Source organism: Streptomyces sp. NPDC056479 (assembly GCF_042795335.1).
GTDB lineage: Bacteria > Actinomycetota > Actinomycetes > Streptomycetales > Streptomycetaceae > Streptomyces.
In genome coordinates, this window is sequence record NZ_JBHTRZ010000005.1 from 17,308 (window position 1) to 40,318 (window position 23,011).

Annotated in this window: 17 protein-coding genes, 2 tRNA genes and 1 riboswitch; of the genes, 6 read left to right on the plus strand and 13 right to left on the minus strand. The window is 70.9% G+C overall.

Going from position 1 to position 23,011, the window contains the following annotated elements:
- Window positions 1–29: 29 nt before the first annotated feature.
- Entirely contained in the window at window positions 30–1,376 is a 1,347-nt protein-coding gene (locus tag ACFQ6S_RS20280) for a histidine-type phosphatase (protein WP_383411357.1), read from the minus strand.
- Window positions 1,377–1,645: 269 nt separating this feature from the next.
- Between ACFQ6S_RS20280 and lhgO the strand changes: the two genes are divergently transcribed.
- From lhgO to ACFQ6S_RS20295, 3 genes are all read left to right on the plus strand, one after another.
- Entirely contained in the window at window positions 1,646–2,854 is a 1,209-nt protein-coding gene (gene lhgO / locus ACFQ6S_RS20285; RefSeq protein WP_383411360.1) for an L-2-hydroxyglutarate oxidase, read from the plus strand.
- Window positions 2,855–2,959: 105 nt separating this feature from the next.
- Window positions 2,960–3,811, plus strand: coding sequence for a tRNA (guanosine(46)-N7)-methyltransferase TrmB (gene trmB, locus ACFQ6S_RS20290; RefSeq protein ID WP_383411363.1), 852 nt, complete (start codon window positions 2,960–2,962; stop codon window positions 3,809–3,811).
- A gap of 99 nt (window positions 3,812–3,910) precedes the next feature.
- Window positions 3,911–5,287, plus strand: a complete 1,377-nt coding sequence (locus ACFQ6S_RS20295) for a PrsW family intramembrane metalloprotease (RefSeq protein WP_383411366.1) — start codon at window positions 3,911–3,913, stop codon at window positions 5,285–5,287.
- A gap of 22 nt (window positions 5,288–5,309) precedes the next feature.
- On the opposite strand, the gene ACFQ6S_RS20300 is transcribed toward ACFQ6S_RS20295, so the two are convergent.
- The 5 genes from ACFQ6S_RS20300 to ACFQ6S_RS20320 all read right to left on the minus strand — a co-directional run bounded on the left by ACFQ6S_RS20300 (window position 5,310) and on the right by ACFQ6S_RS20320 (window position 10,395).
- Window positions 5,310–6,254, minus strand: a complete 945-nt coding sequence (locus ACFQ6S_RS20300; RefSeq protein ID WP_383411369.1) for an aldo/keto reductase — start codon at window positions 6,252–6,254, stop codon at window positions 5,310–5,312.
- A gap of 155 nt (window positions 6,255–6,409) precedes the next feature.
- Window positions 6,410–7,435, minus strand: coding sequence for a M23 family metallopeptidase (locus ACFQ6S_RS20305; protein ID WP_383411372.1), 1,026 nt, complete (start codon window positions 7,433–7,435; stop codon window positions 6,410–6,412).
- A gap of 11 nt (window positions 7,436–7,446) precedes the next feature.
- Window positions 7,447–7,604: riboswitch (cyclic di-AMP (ydaO/yuaA leader) on the minus strand.
- A gap of 233 nt (window positions 7,605–7,837) precedes the next feature.
- Window positions 7,838–8,923, minus strand: coding sequence for a PP2C family protein-serine/threonine phosphatase (locus tag ACFQ6S_RS20310; RefSeq protein WP_383411375.1), 1,086 nt, complete (start codon window positions 8,921–8,923; stop codon window positions 7,838–7,840).
- A 103-nt stretch (window positions 8,924–9,026) separates the two neighbouring features.
- Window positions 9,027–9,100 (minus strand) — tRNA-Met (locus ACFQ6S_RS20315).
- Window positions 9,101–9,261: 161 nt separating this feature from the next.
- Window positions 9,262–10,395 carry a dihydrofolate reductase family protein gene (locus tag ACFQ6S_RS20320; protein ID WP_383411378.1) on the minus strand — a complete coding sequence of 378 codons (1,134 nt, stop codon included), beginning with the start codon at window positions 10,393–10,395 and terminating at the stop codon, window positions 9,262–9,264.
- Window positions 10,396–10,461: 66 nt separating this feature from the next.
- On the opposite strand from ACFQ6S_RS20320, the gene ACFQ6S_RS20325 reads away from it, so the two are divergent.
- Entirely contained in the window at window positions 10,462–10,977 is a 516-nt protein-coding gene (locus tag ACFQ6S_RS20325; RefSeq protein ID WP_383411382.1) for a MarR family winged helix-turn-helix transcriptional regulator, read from the plus strand.
- A 110-nt stretch (window positions 10,978–11,087) separates the two neighbouring features.
- Window positions 11,088–11,732, plus strand: coding sequence for a GTP cyclohydrolase II (gene ribA / locus ACFQ6S_RS20330; RefSeq protein WP_383411385.1), 645 nt, complete (start codon window positions 11,088–11,090; stop codon window positions 11,730–11,732).
- 153 nt (window positions 11,733–11,885) lie between these two features.
- On the opposite strand, the gene ACFQ6S_RS20335 is transcribed toward ribA, so the two are convergent.
- The 7 genes from ACFQ6S_RS20335 to ACFQ6S_RS20365 all read right to left on the minus strand — a co-directional run bounded on the left by ACFQ6S_RS20335 (window position 11,886) and on the right by ACFQ6S_RS20365 (window position 21,307).
- Window positions 11,886–12,671: an MBL fold metallo-hydrolase gene (locus ACFQ6S_RS20335; protein ID WP_383411388.1), complete on the minus strand. Its 786-nt coding sequence runs from the start codon at window positions 12,669–12,671 to the stop codon at window positions 11,886–11,888.
- Between the two features lie 252 nt (window positions 12,672–12,923).
- Window positions 12,924–12,996 (minus strand) — tRNA-Lys (locus tag ACFQ6S_RS20340).
- Between the two features lie 142 nt (window positions 12,997–13,138).
- Window positions 13,139–14,689: an amino acid permease gene (locus tag ACFQ6S_RS20345; RefSeq protein WP_383411391.1), complete on the minus strand. Its 1,551-nt coding sequence runs from the start codon at window positions 14,687–14,689 to the stop codon at window positions 13,139–13,141.
- Window positions 14,690–14,737: 48 nt separating this feature from the next.
- Window positions 14,738–17,836, minus strand: a complete 3,099-nt coding sequence (locus ACFQ6S_RS20350) for an FG-GAP-like repeat-containing protein (protein WP_383411394.1) — start codon at window positions 17,834–17,836, stop codon at window positions 14,738–14,740.
- 213 nt (window positions 17,837–18,049) lie between these two features.
- The gene (locus tag ACFQ6S_RS20355; RefSeq protein WP_383411397.1) at window positions 18,050–20,071 is read right to left on the minus strand and encodes a DEAD/DEAH box helicase; all 2,022 of its coding nucleotides are present in this window, start codon (window positions 20,069–20,071) and stop codon (window positions 18,050–18,052) included.
- A gap of 230 nt (window positions 20,072–20,301) precedes the next feature.
- Window positions 20,302–20,844 carry a hypothetical protein gene (locus ACFQ6S_RS20360; RefSeq protein WP_383411400.1) on the minus strand — a complete coding sequence of 181 codons (543 nt, stop codon included), beginning with the start codon at window positions 20,842–20,844 and terminating at the stop codon, window positions 20,302–20,304.
- Between the two features lie 112 nt (window positions 20,845–20,956).
- Window positions 20,957–21,307, minus strand: coding sequence for a metallopeptidase family protein (locus ACFQ6S_RS20365; protein WP_383411403.1), 351 nt, complete (start codon window positions 21,305–21,307; stop codon window positions 20,957–20,959).
- A gap of 85 nt (window positions 21,308–21,392) precedes the next feature.
- Between ACFQ6S_RS20365 and ACFQ6S_RS20370 the strand changes: the two genes are divergently transcribed.
- Complete coding sequence (locus tag ACFQ6S_RS20370) at window positions 21,393–22,955, plus strand: metallophosphoesterase (RefSeq protein WP_383411406.1); 1,563 nt, start codon at window positions 21,393–21,395, stop codon at window positions 22,953–22,955.
- The last annotated feature ends 56 nt before the right edge of the window (window positions 22,956–23,011 follow it).

Consider the following 23,011-nt stretch of genomic DNA (forward strand, 5'->3'; position numbering starts at 1 on the left):
GCCGTCCGCGTCCTGCCCGAACGGGGCTGCTACGACGCGCCGTCCGTGCGCCCGAAGCAGCGCTCCAGCTCGTCGAGGTCGTAGAAGGAACTGTTCCGGGCGATCGGACGGCAACCGGCCTTGAAGGCGGTCTCCTTCTCGTTGTAGAGCATCCGCACCAGGTAGGTGTCGCCCTTGCGGAAGACGTCCCACTGGATGTTCGAACCGAGCGGCGCCACGGACGCGCCCCGCCACGGGTTGTCGGCATAGGTGTACGGCCGCTCGGCCGTGGCGCCCTTCGTGCTGCCGGGCAGACCCATCAGCGCGGCCAGCGGGATGATCTCCTCGGCGTGCGTGAAACGCAGCTCGGCGCCCAGGTCGCTGGTGCCGTCCCGCTTGGCCTCGACCTGCTGGAAGAGATCGTCGAGCAGGACGTCCGCCATCTCGTAGGTGATGTCGCTGCCCGCGAAGCCGGGGCCCTTCTCGTAGAAGTCCTCGACGTCGCTCAGGTACCCGAACCAGGCCGCGTTCCGCTCGGAGATGAAGCGCTCCATGCCCCAGCCCCGGCCGCCGGGGCTCTCGTCGCTCATGGCGGGCGCGATGGCGTACAGGTTGTAGACGGCCGTGGCGGCGGCCACGCGGTCGTCGTCGGAGAGCTGGTCGACGAAGGCGCCCTTGAAGAGCTTCGTCAGTACGTCGCGGGCGGCGCGATGGGTCGTGGGCCGGTCGGTGATCGACTTCAGGGTGCTCGCGAGCCGCTGGTCGCCTGCGATGTAGTCCCGGTAGGCCGCGCCGCCGGCCGCCTTGTGGAAGTAGAGCAGGTCGACGTCCGTGCGGGTCGGACCGATCAGCGGCTTCAGGGCGGCGTCGGTACCGGCGAGCGCGCCCGCGTACAGGTTCGCGCTGTCGACGGCTCGGCCCTGTCCCGAGCTGACGACGTCGATCTTCTCCTGGTCGCCGGCGATCTTCTTGAACAGCCCCGGCAGCCGCTGCTCCATCCGCACGGCCGTGTCCTGGATCTCCCGCTTGCCGCGCCCGCTCAGGTCGCCGTAGCCCACGGTGCTCATGGCGTTCTGCAACGCCTGCACCCTGGGCCCGAACTCCCTGCCCCTCACGGTGAGCCGGCCCGCGGCCTCGGCCTTCTTCCACAGCGCCAGGACCAGGTCGCCGTCCTCGCTGTCGGTCGCGGCGCGGGAGCCGTGCCGGGAGACGTTCTCGGTGAAGACGGGAGTGAAGCCGGCGGGGGGCCGCTGATAGGAGCGGGGGTTCTGGCCGGGTGCGTACGTCGCCTTGGTGCCGTAGCCGTTGCGGGTGCTGCTGTTCGTACTGGCGCCGGCGGGGGCGGCGGCCAGGAGTGCGGCGAGGCCGAGGGCCAACGCCGGGGTGAGGCGTCTCATGGATGTGCCGTTTCTGTTCAGTGCCGCTGCATCGCACCGATGCGGCAGACCGGGATGATCTGCCGCATCGTCGAAGCGGCGCGTGAACTCGCCGTGGCCGGATCACGGCGGACGGGTGGCCGGACTTCCCGCCCTTGCCAAAGGTTCCCCCTCCAGATCGCCACGCCGGGATGCACGGCTCCCGCACTCCCTTCAGGACGCGGCGGTGCGGAGGGTTTGAGTGCGTTGTCAGTGGCGCAGTGCATTATCGAAACCGGGAGGTGGAGCAGGTGCGGACGCTCGCTTACGACTGTGACGTGCTGGTCATCGGCGGTGGGATCGTCGGGCTGGCCACGGCGTATGCGATCACGCGTGCCGCGCCGGGCACGCGGGTGACCGTGCTGGAGAAGGAGCCGGGCCCAGCCCGGCACCAGACGGGGCGCAACAGCGGGGTCATCCACAGCGGGATCTACTACCGACCGGGCTCCCTGAAGGCGCGGTACGCGGTGCGGGGTGCCGCGGAGATGGTCAAGTTCTGCGCGGAGTACGGCATCGCGCACGCCGTCACCGGCAAGCTGATCGTCGCGACCGAGCGCGAGGAGCTGCCGCGGCTGCACGCGCTGGTGCAGCGCGGACGGGAGAACGGCATTCCGGTCCGGGAGCTGCGTGCCGCGCAGATCGCGGAGTACGAGCCCGAGGTGCGCGGGCTCGCCGCGATACACGTCGGGACGACGGGCGTGTGCGACTTCGTCGGGGTCGCCCGGCAGCTGGCCGAGGCTTCGGGGGCGGAGATCCGGTACGGCGCGCGGGTCGAGCGGGTCGACCGGCGGGCGGAGCTGGGGGTCGCCGTGCGGACGACGGGCGGAGACGTCGTGCGAGGGCGGGTGCTGGTGAACTGTGCCGGGCTGTACTGCGACGAGGTGGCCCGGCTGACCGGCGACGAGCCGGAGGTGCGGATCGTGCCGTTCCGGGGGGAGTACTACTCGCTGGCGCGGCCCGAGCTGGTGCGGGGACTGGTGTATCCGGTACCGGATCCGGCGTTTCCGTTCCTCGGCGTGCATCTCACCCGCGGGATCGACGGGAGTGTGCACATCGGGCCGAACGCGGTGCCGGCGCTGGCCCGGGAGGGGTACGGATGGGGGGTCGTACGGCCGCGAGAGGTCGGGGCGACGGTTTCCTGGCCGGGGACGTGGCGGATGGCGCGGCGGCATTGGCGGTACGGGGCGGGGGAGCTGCGGCGGTCGGTGTCCAAGAGGGCGTTCGCGGGGGCGGTGCGGAGATTGTTGCCTGCGGTGACGTCCGATGATCTGGTGCCGGCGGCCGCGGGGGTGCGGGCGCAGGCCGTTCTGCGGGACGGGGGACTGGTGGATGACTTTCTGATCCGGGAAGGGGCTCGGGCAGTGCATGTGCTGAACGCGCCGAGTCCCGCGGCCACTGCTTCGCTGCCGATCGGGCGGGAGGTGGCCCGGAGAGCGTTGGCGGTGTTGGAGGGGGTGTGAGGGGGGACGGTGCCAGTACCCCGGACGGCCTCGGACTGCCTGGACCGGCGTTGAGAAGTGGGCGTGGGTCCGCCTCTTCGCGCTCCCCGTAAAATCGACCCCACTGTGTCTGACTCCCTCAACGCCCCCGAAGCCCCCCAGCCCGCCGTCCCCGGTCCGTCCGAGGCCGGAGGCGCGCTCGCGCACCACATGCCCGGTGTGTCCGTCCGGCATACCCGATCCAAGGGGGAGCCCCGGTTCCCGGACGGGCCCAAGGCCGATCCGGCCGGGTCGCACTTCGAGCGGCGGATTCGGAGTTTTCAGCCACGGCGGAGCAGGGTGACCGCGGGACAGGCGGACGCTTTGCAGCGGCTGTGGCCCAAGTGGGGGCTGGACATCGACGGGCAGTGCGTCGTCGATCTCGGTGAGCTGTTCGGCAACGAGAACCCGGTCGTCCTGGAGATCGGGTTCGGCATGGGGGAGGCGACCGCGCAGATGGCCGCCGGCGACCCCGGCACCGACATCCTCGCCGTCGACGTGCACACGCCGGGGCAGGGAAACCTCCTCAACCTCGCCGACCACCACGGGCTCGGCAACATCCGCGTGGGCAACGGCGACGCCATCATCCTGCTGCGCGAGATGCTCACCCCCGACTCGCTCGACGGGCTGCGCGTCTACTTCCCCGACCCCTGGCCCAAGAAGCGCCACCACAAGCGGCGGCTCATCCAGCCCGAGTTCCTCAGCCTCGCCGCGACCCGGCTGAAGCCCGGCGCTCTGGTGCACTGCGCCACCGACTGGGAGCCGTACGCCGAACAGATGCTCGACGTGCTGACCGCGCACCCCGACTTCGAGAACACCCAGACCGACGGCGGTTTCGCGCCCCGTCCCGAGTTCCGGCCGCTGACCCGTTTCGAGGGCCAAGGACTGGACAAGGGTCATGTCGTGAACGACCTGCTCTTCCGCCGCGTACAGCGGTAGGAGCAGCGGGAAGAACAGCACCGACAGCAACCCCCTCCGGCGCCCGAGCCCCACTCGCGCTGCTGCGGGCGGCGCCCCTGCCTCGTTAGGGTCAATGCCGTGGCCACCTGTCCCCCGTACCCGACGCACCCCACCGGTCCCACCGGCGGCGCACTGCGGCACGCGCACTGGTGGCACAAGCGCTGGGTGCGTTACGGCGCGCTCAGCACCCTGCTCGCGCTCTCCGGGCTGGTCATCCTCGCCCTGGTGCGCGAGCAGACCGGCACCGAGGGGTTCCTGGTCGGGCTGGGGCTCGCCGTCCTGCCCGTGCCGCTGCTCGTGGCGTCGTTCCGCTGGCTGGACCGGGTCGAGCCGGGCCCCTGGCGCAATCTGCTGTTCTCGTTCGCCTGGGGTGCCTGCGCGGCGGCGCTGATAGCGATCGTCGCCAACAGTTTCGCGACCAGATGGATAGCGACCGCGACGGCCGATCCGTCGCACGCGGACACCCTGGGCGCGACCGTCATAGCGCCCGTCGTGGAGGAGTTGGCGAAGGCCGCGGCCATCCTGCTCGTGTTCCTCTTCCGCCGACGCGACTTCACCGGCATCGTCGACGGCGTGGTGATAGCCGGGGTCACCGCCACCGGCTTCGCCTTCACCGAGAACATCCTCTACCTCGGTACCGCCTTCGGTACCGACCAGCTCACCGGCGACCGCGGCATCGCCTCCGTCACGGCGGCGACCTTCTTCGTCCGCGTCATCATGTCGCCCTTCGCGCACCCGCTCTTCACCGTCCTGACCGGCATCGGCTTCGGCATCGCCGCGCTGGCCGGCGAACGGCAGCACGTGCGGCGCGTGCTTCTGCCGCTCTTCGGCCTGCTGCTGGCCATGGGCATGCACGCCATGTGGAACGGTTCCTCGACCTTCGGCGAGTACGGCTTCTTCGCCGTGTACGCGACGCTGATGGTGCCCGCGTTCGGGCTGCTGACCTGGCTGGTGATCTGGACCCGGCAGCGCGAGTTGAGGACCGTGCGCGAGGAACTGCCCGCGTATGTCGTCGCCGGGTGGCTGTCCCCGAGCGAGCCGTTCGCCCTGGGCTCGATGCGGGACCGTCGGGTGGCCCGGCAGTACGCGCGCCACCGAGGGGGGCGCCCGGCAGCGCGGGCCGTGGCGCAGTACGAGGCCTACGCCACCTCGCTGGCGTTCCTCCGGCACCGAGGCCGCCGCGGCCGGGCCGGCGCGGACTACGTCGTACGGGAACAGGAGTTGCTGCACGAGCTCTGGGCGCGGCGGGAGTTCGCACGGCCGGCGCTGGAGCACGCGGTCGCCGCGCAGACATGGACGGGGCACGGGCACGGGTACGGGTACGGATACGCCGGTCCCGGGCCCGTCCACCGGCAGCCGTACGGCCAGGTGAACGGGCCCGGGTACGCACCTGAGAACGGGCCCGAGTACGGGCCGACGGTGCCGTACCCCCTCTACAACCCGTACCGGTCGTAGAGACCGAGGAAGAGCGGCGGACTCAGGCCGACGCCTCCGTCAGCCTCTCCAGCTCCTCCTCCGTCAGCCTCAGCTCCGCCACCCCCAGCAGCGCCGGAAGCTGCTCCACCGTCCGGGCCGACGCGAGGGGCGTCGCGACCGTCGGCCGGTTCGCGAGCCAGGCCAGGGCCACCGTCGCCACCGGCACCTCGTGGGACAGGGCCACCTCGTCCAGGGCGGCCAGCACCCGTCGGCCCCGCTCCGTCTCCGCGTGCCGGCCGGCACCCTGGGCGCGGGCGCTGTCCACCGTCGTACCGGCGCGGTATTTGCCCGTGAGGAAACCGGACGCGAGGGCGTAGTACGGGACCGCCGCCAGACCCTCCCGCTCGGCGAGGTTCTGCAGGGCGCCCTCGTAGGTGTCGCGGGAGACCAGGTTGTAGTGCGGCTGGAGGGCGACATACCGGGCGAGGCCCTCGCGGTCGGAGAAGGCGAGGGAGGCGGCCAGGCGCTCGGCGGAGATGTTGGACGCGGCGATGTGCCGTACCTTGCCCGCCTTCACCAGCTCGTCCAGGGCGCCGATGATCTCCTCGACCGGCACTTCCGGCTTGTCGTAGTGGGTGTAGTAGAGGTCGATGTGATCGGTGCCCAGGCGGCGCAGGGAGGCGTCGGCGGCCGCCTTGATGTTGGCCGCCGTCAGACCCCGGAAATCGGGGTGCTGGCTGACCTTGGTGGCGATCACGAGATCGTCCCGGTTGCCGCGTGCCGTCAGCCAGTTGCCGATGACCGTCTCGGACTCGCCGCCCGCGTTTCCCTCGGCCCACGCCGAGTAGACGTCGGCTGTGTCGATGAAGTTGCCACCCGCCGCCGTGTACGCGTCGAGGACGGCGAAGGACTGGGTCTGGTCGGCGGTCCAGCCGAAGACGTTGCCGCCGAGGCAGAGCGGGTGGACCTCGAGGTCGGAGGAGCCGAGCTTGCGAAGAGAAGTCATGCTCAACGTCAACTGCCGTGCCGGAGCAGCTCATTCCAGGACGGCGACAAAGTCCCGGAAAACCTGCGGGCACACTGAAAACCGGCAGCCCTGACGTCGGGGGGACGCCGTCAGGACCGCCGGGGATCAGAAATGGATACCCGCTGAAGGGTGTCTCAGGGCGTCAGGCCCTTGCCCTGCAGCCACGCCATCGGGTCGATGCCGCTCGAGCTTCCGCCGGGGTGCACCTCGAGGTGCAGATGGGCGCCGGTCACATTGCCCGTGGCGCCCACGCGGCCGATGACGTCGCCCGTGTTGACCTTCTGGCCCACGCTGACGCTGATCGAGGACTGGTGCGCGAACCAGAGCTCGGTGCCGTCGTCGAGGGTGATCTCCGTCTTGTAGCCGTACGAGCCGTCCCAGCCGGCGAAGGTGACCGTGCCGGAGTGGATCGCCTTGATCAGCGTGCCGGTGGGGGCGGCGAAGTCGAGACCGGTGTGGTAACCGGAGGACCAGTAGGCGCCGGCCTGTCCGAAGGTCGAGGTGATGGTGTACGAGGAGGTCGGCAGCGTGTACTGCTTGGCCAGCTCGGCGAGACGCTCGGCCTCCGCCTTCTTGCGGGCCTCCTCCTCGGCTGCGGCCTTCGCGGCGGCGGCCTTGGCCTTGGCCTCCTTCTCCGCCTTGGCGGCCGCCGCGGCGGCCTCCTTCTGGGCGGCGGCGACGGCAGCGGCGGCGGCCTTGCTGTCGATCTGGTCCTGCTGGAGCTCGGCCTGCGCGATGATCCGGCTGCGCAGCGCCTCGCCGGCGTCGGAGCCGTCCTGCGCGGTCTCCTCGGTGGCCTCGCCCATGGTGCTGAGCGCGGTGGCCGTGTCCTCGGCGGGCTCGGAGGAGTCGTCGGAGATGAGGGGCAGGTCCGGCATCGTGATGGCGACCGGCGGCTTGCCGCTGTTGGCGCTGGCCATGCCGCCCGCGCCGACGGCGGCTATGACGCCGACGCCGAGAACCGTGGAGCTGCGGGCGAGTCCCCCGCCGCGCTGCTTGGAGACGCGATGCCTGCCACGAACGGGACGAATGGACTCCGCGGTGGGGTTCCACTCCTCGAACGGGCCCTCGTCGGTGCGGTAGCTGTCGTAGCCGAAAGTCTCGGTGGTGCGCTGGCTCGGCACGAACGGGGCTTGCGGAGCAGGCCGGTTTGACGCCACGTGGGCGTACTCCTTTCCTTCCTTCTCGCCTACCGGGTTAGCTGACGGGTTCGGAGCAGGAAGGTCTCCTACGCGCGTATACCAACCGTGCTTCCACGGCGGAATCCGTGCGATTCACCCCAGGGTGGTGGTTCCCCGGCTCCCTTGCGGGACTCGGCGCGTGCGCACGGAGCCGACTCTTGTGACGGCTGGGACGACCGCGCTGCGTTATCGAACGTTAATAGACGCGGGGTGCGGATTCCAAGCTGTTCCACTTGATCATTAACGATTCTCGCCTGGACTTACAGGTCATGAGCGGTCCAAATCGGGCGAGTTGGCCAAGGCTCAGGGGCCACACAGGTATTGACGGTATGTCAGTTGTTATGCGGAGGGCGGTCATCCGATCACCCCTGGTGACAACGATCAAGGCCGGCGTACGGCCATGAGGGCCAGGTCGTCCGCCATCCCGCCCCCGGAGTGCCGGCGGGCCTCCGCCGCGAGCACGCCGAGCAGCGCGGCCGGCTCGCGCTGGGCGTTGGCGCGCCCCGCGAGCCCTGTCTCGGGGTCGTAGAACCGTCCGCTCGCGTCCCGCGCCTCGGACAGGCCGTCGGTGTACAGCAGCAGGGTGGCCCCGCCCGGGAAGTCGGCCTCGTCGGCCCGGTCGGGCCAGGCCCCGAGCTCGGCCATGCCCAGCGGCAACGCGGGTTCGGTGGCGGGCAGGGGGCGCACCGTGCCGTCGGCGTACAGCAGCAGAGGTGACGGATGCCCGCGGTTGACCAGCCGCACGATCCCGTTGCCGTGCGGCAGCTCGGCGAGTACGGCGGTGGTGAACCCCTCGCGGGTCTCGACCCTGTCGCGCCGGGTGCGCTCACGCGCCAGCGCCCGCTCCAGTCGCTGCGCGACCGCCTCCAGCGTGACCTCCTGCTCGGCGGCCTCCCGGAAGGCCCCGATCACCACGGCTACGGCCCCGACCGCCCCCATCCCCTTGCCGCGCACGTCCCCCACGACGACCCGCAGACCGTGCGGACTGTCCTGGACGGCGTACAGATCACCGCCGATGGAGGCGCCCTGCTGCGCCGCCTCGTAGCGCGCCGCGATCTCGAACCCGCCGATCCGCTCGGCGGGTTCGGGCAGTACGGCGCGCTGGGCGGCCTCGGCGATCTCGCGGACGGAGGCGAGGCGCTCGTCGCTGCGGCGGACGAGGAGGTTGATGAGGACGGCGAGCACACAGACGACCACGGTGGTGACCAGCTCGGTGATCACCTCCGCCTTGGGCAGGCCGCCGCGCAGGACGCGGAGCACCAGCAGCACGGTGATGGCCACGACGCCGGTGACCACCGTGCCGCGCTGCGAGTAGAGCGGGGCGGCGACCAGGGGCGCGGCGGTGAAGAAGGGGGCGCCGGTGAAGTCGGAGGGGGTGATGTAGTCGTACACGGCACCGGCCGCGATCAGCAGGCCGGGGAGCAGCCGGACGAACCGGCGTGCGTATGAGATCCGCCGCTGCTCCACCTCACCAGGGTTGCCGAAGCGGGGGCGGGGAGCGAGCGCTGGGAGCCGACCGGGGAAAACACTCAGGGCCGGAACTGAATCAGTTCCGGCCCTGAGCCTTCAGTAGCGGGGACAGGATTTGAACCTGCGACCTCTGGGTTATGAGCCCAGCGAGCTACCGAGCTGCTCCACCCCGCGTCGTTGACTCAATAGTACGCCATCCGCGGGACCCAAAGCACACACCTTTCCCTTCAGAGCTGGTCCAGGCACTCCCAGCCCGTGCGGCACCTGAGGAAAAGGCCCTTCAAGAACCCCTGCAAGGACCCCTTCAACGACCCTTCAAGGACCGAAACCCGGCCTCACCCCAGCAGGTGCGCATTCGGCGCCGTCGCCCGCTCCTCGTACTCCGCCAGCACCACCACGTCCACGCCCTCCGCCGCCAGCACCCCGCTCCCGTCGGCCCCCACGACAAACGTGTCCGGCTCCCGCCAAGCCGTCACCACCCTGCGCACCCCCGCCTCAAGAATCAGCCGCGCACACGGCACAGGCCGTGACGAACGCCGCGTGCAGGGCTCCAGGCTGCTGTACACCGTCGCCGACGCCAGCCTCAGATCCCCCGCCGGGATCTTCGCCAGCGCCGCCTCCTCCGCATGCACCACGGGATCGCCGCCCTCCCTGGAGTACCCGCGCGCCAACTCCGTCCCGTCGTCCGCCACCACCACCGCCCCGACGCTGAACGCCGTCTCCGAGGGCGGGCACTGCGCCGCCAGCTCGCACGCCAGGCCCAGCCAGTGCCGATCCGCAGCGCAGGGAAGGGCACCGGCACCGGGCGCCGTCGGTTCGTAACGCATCAGCACCACGTCCTCGATCCGCCGCGTCTCCACCAGTCGCAGCCGTCCACCCTGATACCCGCCCGGCCCGAAGAGCCGCGGGGCCCGCGCATCCCCCACGAACAGCGGCGCCAGCACCAGCTGCAGCTCGTCCGCCAGCCCCTGCCGGATCAGCTGGGTGTGGATCGTGCCGCCGCCCTCGACCATCAGCCGCTCGACGCCGCGCACCGCACGCAGATGCGCCAGCAGCCCCCGCCAGTCCAGCTCCTCGCCCAGCGCGACGACGTCCGCCTCGACCGGCGCCCGCCGCAGCCGCTCCGCGCCCTTGTCCGTCGTATAGACGATCTTGTCGCCGCCCGTGTGCCAGAAGTTCGCCGCCGGGTCCAGCTCGCCCGACGCGCTGACCGTGACCTTCAACGGATACTCCGGCTTCCCCGCCGCCACCCGCGCGGCCCGCCGCTCGGCCGAGTTCACCAGCAGCCGCGGGTTGTCCGCCCGGATCGTGCCGGCGCCGATCAGAATCGCGTCCACCGAGGCCCGGACCTCGTCGACCCGGTCGAAGTCGGCCGGGCCGGACAGCAGCAGGCGGTCGGGAGTCGTGTCGTCGAGGTAGCCGTCCAGGGAGACGGCGGCGGACAGCAGGACGTAGGGGTACGACGGCATGGGCGCCTTCTCCGACTCGACGGTCTGGGTCTTGGTTCAACTTTGAAACAAACCTACACTGGAGGTATGACGACTCGCTGGCTCACCCCGGAGGAGCAGCGCGCCTGGCGCGCGTACATCGCCGCCGCCGCGCTCGTGGAGGATGCGCTGGACCGGCAGCTCCAGCAGGAGGCCGGCATGCCCCACCTGTATTACTCCATCCTCGCCACTCTCTCCGAAACCCCGGAGCGCCGACTGCGCATGACCGACCTCGCGGAGGGTCTGAAGATCACCCGCAGCCGACTGACCTACGCCGTCACCCGCCTGGAGAAGGACGGTCTGGTACGGCGCGAGGACTGCCGCTGGGACAAACGGGGCAGCATCGCGGCCCTCACCGACCAGGGGATGCGGGTCCTTCAAGAGGCGGCCCCCGGCCATGTCGAGACCGTACGGTCGCTGCTCTTCGACCGGCTGACCCCCGAGCAGGTCGGCCAGCTGGAGGAGATCTTCACGGCGGTCGGCGAGGGGTTCCAGGGGGAGGGCGCGCACGCCGCGCCGGACGACGTGCCCTGGCGGCGGCGCTCCAACAAGCCCTGTTCGTGATCCGCCCGACAAACCTGTTGATTCAAATTTAAAGCATGGGGTAGGGTCCTGGCCGAGCTGCTGATTCAAATCTGAAGCAGATAGCCACGTACGGAACCCGGAGAACCCGCATGCCCGACTTCCCCGCCGCCGCCACCCAGCGCGCCCGCGTCCGGGTCCCGCTGCGCTTCCAGGACGGCTACCGCGTCGACGCCGAACTCGTCACCTTCCACGGCCTGGCCGACGGCCTGGAGCACGTGGCCGTCGTCCTCGGCGACCCGGCCCCCGGCACCACCCCGCTGGTCCGTCTGCACTCCGAGTGCCTGACCGGCGATGTCTTCGGCTCGGCCCGCTGCGACTGCGGCCCCCAGCTGCGCGAGGCCGTAGAGCGCATCGCCGAGCGCGGCGGCGTGCTGCTGTACCTGCGTCAGGAGGGCCGCGGCATCGGCCTCTACAACAAGCTCGACGCGTACGCCCTCCAGGACCAGGGCCTCGACACCTACGCCGCGAACGCCGCGCTGGGCCTGCCCGAGGACGACCGCGACTACACGGCCGCCGCCCAGATGCTCACCGCCCTCGGCATCGGCGAACTGGACCTGCTGTCCAACAACCCCGACAAGGCCGACCAGTTGCGCGACCTCGGCATCGAGGTCAAGGACCGCGTCCCCACCGGCGTCTTCGCCACCCCGGACAACGTCCGCTACCTGCGCGCGAAGGTCCTCCAGACCCAGCACACGCTCCCGCTGGGAGACCTCGCGAAGCTCAGCGCCGGCTGAGCGCGCGCCGCATGACGAAGGGGCGGGCGCCCGGCATCGGGCGCCCGCCCCACTGTCGTATGTACGACCGCTAGAGAGGCTGGGCCTCAAGGGACCGATTTCTATGACATTCCCGCGGAGTGCGGGACGCCCACGGCGTCAGCCCCCTCCGGGTCACCCGAACTGCACCCGGCCGATCAGCCCCGCCTCGGTGAAGGCAGCCGTCAACGCCTCGCGTCCCTCGGTGAAGTGCGCCCAGCTGTCGAAATGGACGGGAACGATCCGGCGCGCCCCGAGAATCCGCGCCGCCTCCACGGCCCGCGCACTGTCGAGCGTGAGCAACTGCCGGTCGAGCACGGCGGTACGGGCGGCCCCGGCGAAGAGCACGGCCAGGTCCACCGGCCCGAACCGCTCGGCGACCTCCTTGACCGGCCCGAGCTGGGCGTTGTCACCGCTGACGTAGACGGTGGGCAGCCCGTCCCCGGTCAGCACGAACCCGACGACCTGCCCGACGACCGCTTCGAGCTCCGCCCGCTCCCCCGGCCCGTGCAGCGCGGGCACCCCGGTCACGGTCACCAGACCCCCACCGGGCCGCTCCACCTCCACGGACTCCCAGTCGGCCAGCCCCCTCGCGGCACCGCCGAGCCGCTTCGCCCCACTCGGCGTGGTGAGCGTGAGCGGCACCTCGGCGAGCAGCGCCCGCCCGGAGACGTCGAGGTTGTCGGGGTGCTCGTCGTGCGAGAGCAGCACGACATCGATCCGCCCGAGCTCGGCGGGCCGGACGGCGGCCGGAGCGGTCTTGGTCAGCGCACGTCCACCGCCCAGGGGGTAGTCGCCGGGCCCGTCGAAGGTGGGGTCGGTGAGGAACCGCAGACCGCCGTACTCGACGAGGGCGGTCGGGCCACCGAGGACACGAACCGGGACGGGGACCTGCTGACTTGGTGTGCGGGTGTCGGCCATCGCCAGACCTCACGGTTGAGAGGGAATCTATCCGTGAGGCGAGGTTAGCTGCGCCTCACGGATAGACGCAACCCAAAACGTGAGAACCAGAAGTCGGCCGAACCGTGGAGGCCGTCGCCCTTCGCAGTGACGCCGGGTCAGGGGCGCATCCGCCCGCACACAGCCCGCAAAACGCAGCAGCGCCCGAGCCGACGGAAGTCGACTCGGGCGCTGCGTAGCAGGTCAGAGGCCATATCCCCCGCCTACCACCCGTAGGCCCTGTGGGACTCGAACCCACAACCAATGGATTAAAAGTCCACTGCTCTGCCAATTGAGCTAAGGGCCCAGGCGATGTTGCCTCCCCGAGCATAGCCGGAGGTGGCCGTGTCTCCGATCGGGTATCGGGGTCACGGCCACGTCGGCGGGGGCGCAGGGCGGTGGAGTGAGCCCTCGCGGTGGGGCGCGCGCGGCGAAGTGCCGGCGAAGTGCTACGGATCCACCTGTTTGGGCGCCCCCGCCCGAGCCGCCTCGCGGGCGAGTGTGCGCTCGTGGCCGGGGTTGAGGAACCAGTGCCGGGCCGAGGCCAGCCACCAGATCCAGGCGAAGCCGAGGACGACCAGGACGGCGACGGGGGCGTAGTTGAAGGTCTCCCAGGTCACCGGCGACACCTGCGGCAGCATGAACAGCACCGTGATCACGCCGACCCAGACCACCGCCACCACGCCCACGACCTCCGACCAGCGGCCCAGATGCCAGGGCCCGCGCTCGAACGCGTCCCCCTTGCGCACCCGCAGCAACGTCGGGATGACGTACGCGATGTAGAGGCCGATGACCGCGATCGAGGTCACCGCCGCGTACGCGGTGACGTTGATCAGATAGGGCAGCCCGAGGACCAGCGCCCCGCCCGCCGCCAGCCACACGGCCGCCACCGGCGTCCTCGTGCGCGGGCTGACCGTGTGCCAGATGTGCGAGAACGGCAGGGCGCCGTCGCGCGAGAAGGCGTAGATCATGCGGCTGTTGGCCGTCACCGACGCCATCCCGCAGAAGAGCTGCGCCCCGATGACGACGAGCAGAAGCAGCTTGCCCGCCGTGGCACCCAGGGCGTCCAGCAGGATCTGCGCGGGCGGCGCGCCCGTCGGGGACGTGAGCGCACCCTCGTACGACTGGATCGCGAAGGTGAAGCCGAGCAGCAGCACGAACCCGGCTATCCACGACGTCCAGATCGACCGCACGATGCCCTTCGGGCCCGCCGTCGACGCGTCGTGCGTCTCCTCCGTCATATGGGCCGAGGCGTCGTAGCCGGTGAAGGTGTACTGGGCCATCAGCAGGCCCACCAGGACCACGTACACCCCGCTGCCCCAGCCCGTGTTGTTCACGAACTCGCCGAAGACGAAGGACGCCGACTGGTGCCGGTCCGGCACGAAGGCCAGCGCGCCGACGATCACCGCGACGCCCAGCACATGCCACCACACGCTGATGCCGTTGAGCAGGGCGACGATGCGTACGCCGAAGGTGTTGAGGAGGCCGTGCAGGACGAGGATGCCCGCGAAGAGCAGGATCGTCCTGCCGGGCGTCACCTCGAAGTCGAACTGCAGGTTCAGATACGCGCCCAGGAAGGACGCGGCCCCGAAGTCGATGCCCGCCGTCACCGCGACCTGGCCCAGCACGTTGAACCAGCCCGTGAACCACGCCCAGGCCGCGGCGGTCCGCTTCGGCGCCAGTCGGTGCGCCCAGAAGTACAGGCCGGCCGAGGTCGGATAGGCCGAGCAGATCTCGGCCATCGACAGCCCCACGAAGAGCGTCATCAGGCCGACGGCCACCCAGCCCCACATGATCACCGCCGGGCCGCCCGTGTTCATGCCGAACAGATACAGCGTCAGACAGCCCGACAGGACCGAGATGATCGTGAACGAGACCGCGTAGTTGGAGAACGCCGACATGCGGCGGGCGAGAACCTGCGTGTAACCGAGCTGGGCCAGCCGCTCTTCGTCCGAGATCCCCCCGGAAGACCGCCCACTCGCTATGGCGTCATCTGTCATGTCCCCAGCGATTCCCTCGCTGGGGACATGACATGCATCACAACATGGCTAGAAAATGCCCTTGTAGCCCTGCCACCCGCTCGCGATCTTCACCCGCGCCCCGAACGACCCCTTGCCGTCACCGTTGTTGCGCCAGACATTCCCGCCGCCGTCCCGCGAGACGAGGTCGGCCTTGCCGTCCCCGGTGATGTCCCCGGGGCCGACGATCACGGTGTAGCCCGTGCCCCAGTTCGCGAAGACCTTCACCCGGTCCTTCAGCAGCCCGTTGCCGAGGCCGTTGTAGCGCCACAGCGTCCCGGCCCTGTCACGGGCGAGGACGTCCCCGTGACCATCGCCGTTCAGGTCCCCGGCGCCCACGATCTTCGTGTAACCGGTCCACGCCGAACGGATCTTCTTCCCGGCCGCGAGCGTCCCGTCACTCTTGGCCGCGAAGACGTAGACGTCCCCGGTCGAGGTCTTGCGCGCCAGCAGATCGGGACGCTTGTCACCGGTCAGATCGCCGGGCGAGGTGAGCACGTCGTAGGCGTTCCAGCCGGTGCCGAGCTTCGTGTACGGCATCGAAGTCGCCGGTGCCAGACCGCACTTGACCTTGTAGCCGCGCAGCGAACCGTCGCTCATCCGCACCAGCACGTCGTTGCACCGGTCGTGGTTCAGATCCCCGAACGGCACCGCGACCGCCTTGGTCGACCAGCCGCTCCCCGAGACCTTCCCGGAGAAGGTGCCCTTGCCCGTGCCCTGCTGGAAGGTCAGCGTGCCCGAGGAGTTGAGGGTCAGCAGGTCGCCCACGCCGTCCGGCAGCCCCTCGGAACCGGCGTGGTCGTGCCGGACCGGGTCGCCGTGCAGCAACCGGACCGTGCCACCCACTTCCAGCGGCGCGCCCACGCCGTCGGCGGGCGTGACCGCGAGCGTCCAGTCGTACGAGCCGCTCGGCAGGAACGCGTCACCGCTCCGCGCCGGGTCGTCCCCGTCCCACCCGACGCTCAGCTCACCGCGCGCCGCACCGCCATCGCTCGTGTGGACAACCTGGCCCGCCTTGTTCCGCACCGTCAGCTTCCAGCCCGCCGAGGGCTTGGACAGCAGCACGGTGGTCAGGGTGTCCGACGGGGTGTCGATCCCGCGCGCCTCGACGAACGTGGCACTCTGCGCGGGCCCGAGCAGCCGCAGCGGCTGCTGGGGCACTCCGGACGGTACGAGGTGGACGCGCTGCTGTTCGTCGACGTAGGCGGCGTTGGCGCCGGCCCTGTCCACCGTCCAGCGCACCTCGCGCTGCGAGTCGCCGGTGTCGGGCAGGTCGCCGATGACCCGGCTGGCCGGCGTGCCGCCCGCGACCGTGGTGAGCGTGAGCTTCCCGGCCTTCTTGTCGTGGGTGACGACGTACCCGTCGCCGAGTTTCGCCTCGTCCGCCGGGACGGGCACGGACTTCTTCACCGTGCGGTCGTAGACACCGGCCCGGCCGTCGCAGGTCCAGTACAGGTAGCGGCCGAGCGCCTGAAGCTGGACGGGCTTGCAGCCGGCGTCGGTGGTGACCGTGGTCGACTTCTTGGTCGACAGGTTCAGCGCCGTGACGGTGCCCGGGGTCGCCCCGGCCGTCCACAGCACGTCGCCGTCGAGTGCGCCCGCGCCCGTCGCCTGAGCGACCGGGGCACCGTGCTCGCCCATCCTGTAGACGAACCGCATGCCCGGGTCCGTGTACAGGACGTACCGCCCCGACACATCGAGGATGCGCCCGTCGAAGGGGACGCCCCGCTCCCAAAGGCTGCCGTCCTGCGGGCCGTTGACATGGAGCGCGTAGGAGTCGACGCCGCCGAAGTCCATCCAGGCGATCCGGCCGTCGGCGGTGCCGAAGATCTGCGAGCAGGCCACCTCCTTCACGGAGCAGGCGGCGATCTCCGGGGCCGACCCGGGGGTGAAGTCGGAGCGCTCACCGAACTCGGGCGTTCCGGTGACGGCGACCGTCCGCACGTAGTCGTTGCGCCGCTCAGCTCTGCTCGCGTCCGCCACGACCAGGCGACCCTGTTCGAGGGAGATGCCCTGGATCGCGGCGGGCGGCTTCGGCATGGCCTTGATCCGCGTGACGACCGGGCGTCCGTCCGGGCCCGGCTGGATGCGCTGGACGCCCCAGTCGCCGGCGGCGGTGTCCGTGAGGCCGATCGCCACCGCGGTGCCGTCGGGGACGCCGGCCACCCGCTGGCTCGAACTGGGCAGCAGGGTCACCGTGGGCCCGCCCGCGATGGGCTTCGCGCGCACCGAATACCCCCCACTGGGCCGGTGGACCAGCCAGTCACCGACGACCGCGAGGTCCTGCGCGGGGTTGACGCCCCCGCCGTCCAGTCTGACCTCGACCGGCGCGACGGACAGGTCGGAGCGGGAGAAGACCTTGACGACGGGGTCGTTGAAATTGAACAGGACCACATGGTCGCCGGTGACCTGTGCCTTGCCGTAGGCCTCGGAGACGGGCGGGGTCACGCTCTGGACCTGTCCCGTCCGCTTGTCGACCACGACCCAGACGTAGGGCCCCCAGGTACCCGGACGCCCCGCCATGAACAACAGCCCGTCGGCGTCCGCGGCCCTGGGCAGCCCGAGGGCGTACCCCTCCGGCAGCCCGGTGACCTGCACGTCGCGCGTGCCGCCGTCGGCCTCCGGGAGCAGCAGGTGCACGTCCTTCACGCTCGCCCCGGCCTCGTCGGTCCGGTTCCGGTAGGCGACCGCCAGGTCCTCATAGGCGGTGAGATAGGTCAGTCCCTCCGGCACCCGCACCGTACGAGTCATGCCGTCGGCGGCGTTCCACAGGTCGACCCGGCCGTCGGCGTAGCGGTACGCGAGCACGTCGCCGCCGGCCGTGCCGTAGCCGGCGTACCCGGCCGGATGGACCACCTTCGTCGACCTGCCGTCCGCGTACCGCGTCCACACCAGCCCGGAGCCCTCCAGGGTGTGGAACACCCCCTGTGCGCCGGCACCGTTGTTCCCTGCGTAGTTCGACCCGCCGTAGAGCGCACCGGAGGTGTACGTGCTGCGCAGCGTCGCCGGCACCACCGTCTCCTGCGGCACGTCCGGGGCGGCGGCCGCCGGAAGCGACGGGCTGAGGCCGGCGGCCAGTACGGCGGTGGCCGCGACGAGACGCAGGCGTACGAAGCCATGGCGTGGCAAGTGGGTCCCTCCCCGGGAAGCAGGAGACGGACCCGGCGCACTCACGGCACCCTAGGCCCCCCGGCCTTCACATCCGTCTCACAAGTCGGCTGATCTTACAGCCACCGCACAGACTTTCGGGAAAGGGAATTCCGGCCGCACTCCGACCGAAAAAACGCCGGGGTCCCACCGAAAAGACGGTGGGACCCCGGCGCGAAGTCACCTCACGCGGCGTCAGCCGTTGCGCTTCCAGCGCGGCTTGTCGTCGCGGCGGCCGAAGGACGAGCCGCCGGTGCCACGGTGGTCGTCACGACGGCCGTACGGGCGGTCGTGTCCGCCGGAGCGGAAGCCCGGACGGTCGTCGCGGCGGTCGCGGTTGAACGGACGGTCGCTGCCACGGTGACCGCCGCGCTCGTCACGGCGCTCGAAGGGGCGGCCGGCCGGACGGTCGTCGCGACGGAAGCCGCCACGGTCGTTGTCACGGCGCTCGAAGGAACGGCCACCACGGTCGTTGTCGCGACGCTCGAAGGAACGGCCACCACGGTCGTCACGGCGGTCGTCGCGACGGAAGCCGCCACGGTCGTTGTCACGGCGCTCGAAGCCACGGTCGCCACGGTCACGGTTGAACCCACCGCGATCGCCGCCGTCCCGACGCTCGAAGGAACGGCCACCGCGGTCGTCACGACGGTCGTCCCGACGGAACCCGCCACGGTCGTTGTCCCGACGCTCACGGCGCTCGTACGCCGGAGCCTCCGTCTTGTCGGCCTGGTCGGCGTGCTGCGCAACCTGCTGCTCGGGCACGGACACCTCGGTCGCCTCGGCCACCGCCGCCTGCGCCTCGGCCACCGCGGCCTCCGGGTCCTCGCCGCGCTCACGGGCGGCGCGGGCGACCAGACGGTCGGCCTCCTCGCGCAGCTCGCTCGCGCGCCGCTGCGCCCGCTCCAGCTGCTTGGTGAGGTGGGCGACCTCGCGCTCGGCCTGCTGGGCCGCGTTGCCCGCGGACTCGGACTGGACCTCGGTCATCGAACGGGCGCCGGTGATGTCGGCGACCTCCGGCTCGAAGGCCGTACCGGAGTTGATGATGTGACGGCCGGCGTCGACGCCCGCGTCCTCCATCAGCCGGAAGATCTGGCGGCGCTGGTGCGGAAGCGACAGCGAGACGACCGTGCCCGTGCGGCCGGCACGAGCGGTACGGCCGGCGCGGTGCAGGTAGTCCTTGTGGTCACCGGCCGGGTCCACGTTCAGCACCAGGTCGATGCCGTCGACGTGGATACCGCGGGCGGCGACGTCGGTCGCGACGAGCGCGTTGACGTAACCGTCCTTGAAGTCGGCCAGCGTCCGGGTCCGCGCGCCCTGCGTCATACCGCCGTGCAGCGCGTCGGCCTTCACGCCCGCGTCGCGCAGCTGCTCGGCGATACGGTCGGCGCCCAGCTGGGTGCGGACGAAGATGATGGTGCGGCCCTTGCGGGAGGCGATCGCGGCCGTGACCGGCGCCTTGTCCTTGGGCTTCACGATCAGGATGTGGTGCGACATGGTCGTGACGTTGCCCTGGGCGCTGTCGACCTCGTGCGTGACCGGGTCGGTCAGGTAGCGCTTGACCAGCGTGGAGATCTCGTTCTCCATCGTGGCGGAGAACAGCATGCGCTGGCCGCCCGCCGGAACCTGGTCGAGGAGCTCGGTGACCTCGGGCAGGAAGCCCAGGTCGGACATCTGGTCGGCCTCGTCGAGAACGGCGATCTGCACGTTCTCCAGCGAGCACGCGCCACGGTTGATGATGTCGCGCAGACGGCCGGGCGTGGCGACGAGGATGTCGACGCCGCGCTCGAGGGCGTAGATCTGGTTGCCCATGGACGTGCCGCCGCACACGACCTTCATCTTCAGGCCGAGGACGTCGCCGTAGGGCTGGAGCGCGTCGGCGACCTGCATGGCCAGCTCACGGGTCGGCGTGAGGATGACGGCGCGCGGCTTGTGCTTCTCGGTGCGGCCGCCGGCCAGCGTGGCCAGGGTCGGCAGGCCGAAGGAGAGGGTCTTGCCGGAGCCGGTGCGGCCACGGCCGAGGATGTCCTTGCCGGCCAGGGCGTCCGGGATGGTCGCGGCCTGGATCGGGAAGGGGGTGGTCACGCCGTTCTGCGCGAGCTTGCGCACGACGCCCTCGGGGAGACCGAGGTCCGCGAAGGTGACCTCGGGAGCGTCCGCCGCGCCCTCGGTGCCCTCGTTCTCGGGCACGACGACGTGATCAGTACTGGAAATGGACATGCTTAAGCGAAACCTTCCGGAGTCTCGTCGGCACGCGCCCGTCAACTCCGTGATTTCGCAATACGACCGCCTCTATGCGGTCAGCCACGGCAAGGGAGAGAACGCGCCACACGGCGCGCTCTGCGTTGGCGCCGGGCAAATGGGATCAAACGATCTACCACCATACGCACCCCCAACCCCCCAAGGCAAATCGACCGAAGCCCGGTGTAGGCAACGTCACTCACCGGACGTCACGCCGGCGCCCCCGCGGCCGGCGCCGGCTCCCGCTCGCCCAGCTGCGGCCCCGTCTCCTCGTGCGCGGACGAGGACGGCTCGGCCTCCGTGGGCGTGGGCGCGACGGTGGTCGGCTCCTGGGTCGGCGTCGGCTCCGGTTCCACCGTCCGGGTGGGCGTCGGCTCGGCCGTACGCGTGGGACCCGGCTTCTCGGTCTGCCCCGGCCGGTCCGGCTTGCCGCCCCCCGCGGGGGCGGACGCGCTCACCCCCGCGGACGGCGAGGCCGAGGGCGGCGCCGACTTCTCGGCCCCCTTCTCGCCCTTCTTCCCCTTGCCCTTCGTCTTCCCCCGCTTGCCGTCCTCCGCGTGCGCCCCGTACCCGGACCCACCGCCCGACACGGCCGACCCCCCGTCGGGCGCCTCACCGCCTCGCTGCCCGGCGGAGTGCGACGGCTTGGCGCTTCCGCCTCCCTCGTCGTCACCCACGCTCATACAGCCGGCGGCAGCCGCGACGGCGATGACCGTGGCGGCCAGACGGACAGGTACGTACAAGGGGCGCACGGCGGCCACCTCCAGTGGCGGGCGAAGAAGTCAACCTGCCCAACTCCCGCCGCCCACAAGAGGACACGCGCCCCGCGACACAGCCCGGCCGCACCTTCGTAACAGTGCTCGCTCACCCGTAACCGAGCGCGTGCAACCGCTCGTCGTCGATCCCGAAGTGATGCGCGATCTCATGCACCACCGTCACCTCGGTCTCCTCGACGACCTCCTCCCGAGATGCGCACATCCGCAGCGTCGGCCCCCGGTAGATCGTGATCCGGTCCGGCAGCACTCCGGCGTACCACTCACCGCGGTCCGTCAGCGGAGTCCCCTCGTACAACCCGAGCAGCTCGGGATCGTCCGCGGGCGGTTCGTCCTCGACGAACACCGCGACGTTGTCCATCAGCCGCGTCAACTCCGGCGGAATCCGGTCCAGCGCCGCGGCGACCAGTTCCTCGAACTCCTCGCGTGTCATCTCCAGCACAGGCCCATTGTCGGGTACGACACCCCCGCGAAGGAGCCGCGAACGGCCCCGCATATCCACCGCCGCACTTGGGCATACGGGATCAATGGCCCGCGTCCCCGCCGCCGTATCGAAGGTTCTAGGTCACCTGCCCAGGGCGCCACGCGCCCTCGCCCGCCGCTACGCCACCCGACGCCCGCTCCCCACACTGGAACTGGTCACCCAGCCCCACCCCTGGACCCGCGCCCTTGGCCTGGTCGCCGTGGTCCTCCTCGGCGCCTGGCTGGGCCTGCTGATCGTCGGCAACGTACGCGTCCCGGTCGGCCCCATGAACACGACGATGACCCTGCGTCCGTCCATCACGGGCGGCACGAAGATCAACGTCTCCCCGCTCGGCGCCCTCCAGCTGGACAGCCATATCGCCCCCGTCCGCCTGGACGTCAACGTCGACCAGCTCGACCCCGCCCGCGCCCAGGCCCTGGTCGACCACCCCGAACGCCTCTCCGGCCTCCAGGACGAGGTCACCCAGGACGTCGCCCACGGCACCCGCGACCTGGCCGTACGCAGCTGCGTGGCCGTTGTCACCGGCGCCGCCGCCCTCGGTCTGGCGATCTACCGCCGCCCCCGCCGGGCCCTGGCCGCCGGCGGCCTCGCCCTGACCCTGCTGGCCGCGTCGGGCGGCACCGCGTACGCCACCTGGAACCCGGAGTCGGTCCTGGAACCGAAGTTCTCGGGCCTGCTCTCCTCCGCCCCGTCCCTGGTCGGCAACGCACGCAGCATCGTGACCGAATTCGACGTCTACCAGAAGGAGTTGGCCCGCCTGGTCACCAATGTGACCAAGCTCTACGACGCCACCTCCACGCTCCCCGCCTACGCACCCGACCCGAGCACCATCCGCGTCCTGCACGTCTCCGACATCCACCTCAACCCGGCGAGCTGGAAGATCATCGCCTCGCTCGTCGACCAGTACAAGATCAATGTGATCGTCGACTCCGGCGACACGATGGACCACGGCACGGCCGCCGAGAACGGCTTCCTCGACCCCATCGAGGACCTCGGCGCCCCCTACGTCTGGGTGCGCGGCAACCACGACTCCCGCCTGACCCAGCGCTATCTGGAAGACCTGAAGAACGTCCACGTCCTGGACGACGGCAAGGCGCGGACCATCGCCGGCCTGCGCTTCGCGGGCATCGGCGACCCCCAGTTCACCCCCGACCGCTCCCAGGCCGCCGGCGGCGACGCGGCGAACGAACTGGCGGGCGCACGCCTGGCCACGTCCCTGCGCGACCAGCGGTCCGCCGGCACCCCCGTGGACGTCGCCATCGCCCACGAACCCGTCGCCGCCCGCCAGACGGACGGCGAGGTCCCGCTGGCCCTGGCCGGCCACCTCCACCACCAGGAGATGGAGGTCCTGCCCTACGGCACCCGCCTCCGCCTCGAAGGCTCCACCGGCGGCAGCGGCCTCCGCGCGGTCGAGGGCGAACACCCCGACCCCATCCAGACCTCGGTCCTCTACTTCGACCGTGCCACCCACCGCCTCCAGGCCTGGGACGAGATCGAACTGGGCGGCCTGGGCCTGACCACCGCGGAGGTGCGGCGCCACCTGGTGGAGGAGAACCAACCGGGCGCGACCGACTCCCCGACTCCCACCGCCAGCCCCTCCCCGTAAACCGTTTTGGCGATACCTCCCGCCATCCCATATGCTTCTCACGTCCCCGACGCGCT